Annotated in this window: 4 protein-coding genes; all 4 read left to right on the top strand. The window is 69.7% G+C overall.

Annotation, left to right across the window (positions count from 1 at the left end; translation table 11 throughout):
* The coding region (locus tag M3498_15595; protein MDQ3460703.1) for a hypothetical protein at window positions 1-228 on the top strand (228 nt) is incomplete at its 5' end.
* 76 nt (window positions 229-304) lie between these two features.
* Window positions 305-1399, top strand: a complete 1095-nt coding sequence (gene proB, locus M3498_15590; protein MDQ3460702.1) for a glutamate 5-kinase — start codon at window positions 305-307, stop codon at window positions 1397-1399.
* Window positions 1400-1646: 247 nt separating this feature from the next.
* Window positions 1647-2828: an ATP phosphoribosyltransferase regulatory subunit gene (locus M3498_15585; GenBank protein ID MDQ3460701.1), complete on the top strand. Its 1182-nt coding sequence runs from the start codon at window positions 1647-1649 to the stop codon at window positions 2826-2828.
* Window positions 2829-2865: 37 nt separating this feature from the next.
* The coding region (locus M3498_15580; GenBank protein ID MDQ3460700.1) for an ATP phosphoribosyltransferase at window positions 2866-3089 on the top strand (224 nt) is incomplete at its 3' end.

The raw sequence follows: 3089 nt of genomic DNA, 5'->3' as shown, positions 1-3089 counted from the left end.
CCCTTGGACGACCTGCCGCGCTTTCACCGCGCCTTTTTGACCATGCGGCAGCCGGAGACCGACTGGCAGGCGGCCTCCTTGCGCCAGGTGCAGGGCAAGGTGCAGGCGGCTTTGAAGAGGCTCGAGCGCGAGGGCCACGCCAAACGCGAGGGCGAGCTGCTCCTGGTCGACCGCAAGGTGATTCCCGAGGGTTTCGAGGACTACTTAGCCACCGACTACCCGGTGTGAGCCCCGCGCCCTGTGGGGCCTAGGCCGATGGTTGGTGCCATGATGTTTCGTGCCATAAGGACATGACCGGACCCGCATGAGCGCGCGCTGGCAGCGCGTCGTCGTCAAGGTCGGCTCGAGCTCGGTAACCGACGCCGCGGGCCGCATCGAGCCCGCCAAGATGTGGGCCATCGCCCGCGGCGCGCAGGTCCTCTCGGCGCGCTTTAACGCCAAGGTGGTGCTGGTGTCCTCGGGTGCGGGCGCGGCGGGCCGCGAGCGGCTGGGGCTCAGCCTGCCGCTCACGCTGCCGCACAAACAGGCCGCCGCCGCGGTCGGCCAGGCGCTCCTCATGCTCGACTGGGCGCGCGCCTTTGCGCCCTTGCCCGTCGCGCAGCTTCTCCTGACCGCCGCGGACATCCAGGACCGGCGGCGCTACGTCAACGCTAGGAACGCGCTCGAGAGCAGCCTCAGCCTCGGCGCGGTGCCGGTCATCAACGAAAACGACTCGGTAGCGACCAGTGAAATTCGCTTCGGCGACAACGATACCCTCTCGGCCTGGACGGCCTATCTCATGGACGCCAACGCGCTGCTCATCCTCACCGACGTGAACGGACTCTATGACGCCGACCCGCGCACCTGCCCCGCCGCCAAGCGCATCCCGGTCGTCGCCAACGTGACGGCGGTGAGCCACTTAGCGGCAGGTGCGGGCAGCGGGCGCGGCACCGGCGGCATGGTGACCAAGCTGGCGGCCGCCAAGATCGCCGCCGAGGCGGGCATCGAGACCGTCATCCTCTCGGGCGGCGGGGCGGGGCTAGAGGCCTTGGCACGGGGCGAGGACGTGGGCACCCGCTTTCTGGCCCAGACGCGCGCTCCGGCCCGCAAGGCCTGGCTCGCCCAGCAGCCCACCAAGGGCAGCATCACCATAGACGAGGGTGCGGCGGGGGCGCTGAGGGCAGGCCGCAGCCTCCTGCCGAGCGGCATCTTGGGGGTGGCGGGCGACTTCGACTTCGGCGACGCGGTGGCGGTGACGCTGGGGGAAACGCTCGTCGGCCGGGGGCTGTCGAACTACGCCGCAGTGGACGTCGCACGCATCCGCGGCATCAAGACGGCTGAGATCGCCGCAAGGCTCGGCTACAAGGATTTCGACGAGGTCATCCACCGTGACAACCTCGTCCTTATGGGTCCCGGCTAGTCCTTGTCCTGACTAGGTAGTACCCGCACGAGTACGGCCTCTAGGCCGGGTCTATGTACTTGCCCCACACAGCAGCCGCACTAGCGGCGGGTCTAGTGACCCCTGTGCTAGGGGCGGGCTAGTGCCCGTACAAGTGACCCTCGACTCTAGCGGGGGCCTAGTGGCCCTACACTGATGACAGCCCCGCGGGGACGCGGTAGGCTGGTCGGGTGATCAGCTCCACTCTCTTGCTCCCGCGGAAACGACCGTGAACACCGCTCCACCCGACGGCACGCGCTACATCCTGCCGCCCGCGAGCTCACAGAGGCTCGAGGTCACCACGCGCCTGCGCCGCCTCTACTCGAGCTGGGGCTACGAGGGCGTCGAGGTGCCGGCCCTGGAGCGCTACGACTCCCGCCACCGCGCCGCCGACAAGTCGTTCAAGCTCTCGGACAAGGACTCGGGCGTCCTGACCTTGCGGTCGGATTTCACCCCGGCCATCGCGGGGCTCGTCAAGGCGCATTTTCCCGAGGCGGCAAGCAGCGCCGGCGGCCTGCCCAAGCGCCTTCAGTACTGCGGCGCGGTCTGGCAGGCCATCGACCCCGACATCGCCCGCACCAGGGAGTTCAACCAGATCGGCCTCGAGCTCGTAGGGATATCGAATCCGCGCGCCGACGCCGAGCTCATCCATCTGGCGCGCGAATCGGTGCGCGAGGTGGGCCTGGTGCCGCGCGTGGAGATGGGCAACCCCGGCTTCGTGCGGGCGCTCTTTGCTCTCGCCGGGGTGAGCGAAGGCCTGCAGGAGCGCCTGGCCGACGCCATCGACCGCAAGGACGCCAGCACCCTGGCGGGCCTGCTGGCGCCTATAAAGCTCGCCCCCGATCTGCACCGGGCCATCCTGGCGGTGCCCGACCTCTACGGCGACCCCGGCACCCTCTCGCGCGCCCGTAAGATAGCGGTCTGGCCGGAGACCTTGAACGAACTCGACCGGATAGACGCCATCTTGAGCGAGTTCGAGGACGCCAGCGAGCTCATGCTCGAGCTCGGCATGGCCCGGCGCCTCGCCTACTACACCGGCGTCACCTTTCGCGCTTATACCTTCGACTACGCCCAGCCGCTCCTGGGCGGCGGGCGCTACGACGGCGCGCTCCTGCCCTTTGCGGCAGGCTTCGCCATCGGTTTGGAAAGGCTGATGAGCGCCCTGCCGGGGGCGGCGGGTCACCTCCAGCCCCTCGTCTTGAGCCTCGACGACGCGCGGGCGCGGCTGCTTCGGGCGCGAGGCTACGCCGTGGAGAGGAGCCTTGCGGCGGACCCGGAGGGCGCGCGCGCCTACGCCAAGCGGCGCGGCATCCCCTACCTGCTCACGGCGCACGGTTTGGAAAGCCTGACGGAGGGGGCGCCCGAGCGAGAGGGGCTCGAGCAGACCTTGGCGGGATCGCTCCGTGGCTGAGCCCAAGCTCACCCTGGCTCTGCCCAAGGGGCGCGTGATGCGAGAGAGCCTGACCTGGCTCAGGCGGGCAGGCCTGGCTCTCGAGGTGCCCAGTGGCCGCGCCCTCAAGCACGACGCGGGCGACGCCTGGGTGCTCGAGCTGCGCAACAGCGACGTGCCCACCTATGTCGAACTCGGCGTGGCCGACGCGGGCGTCGTGGGCAAGGACGTGCTCCTGGAGGCCGGGCGCAACGTCTACGAGCCCGTGGACCTGGGCTTTGC

It is taken from the genome of Deinococcota bacterium, from assembly GCA_030858465.1.
Classification (GTDB): domain Bacteria; phylum Deinococcota; class Deinococci; order Deinococcales; family Trueperaceae; genus JALZLY01.
Note: the sequence above shows the minus strand (reverse complement) of the source record. Positions and strands in the feature narration are given on the sequence as shown.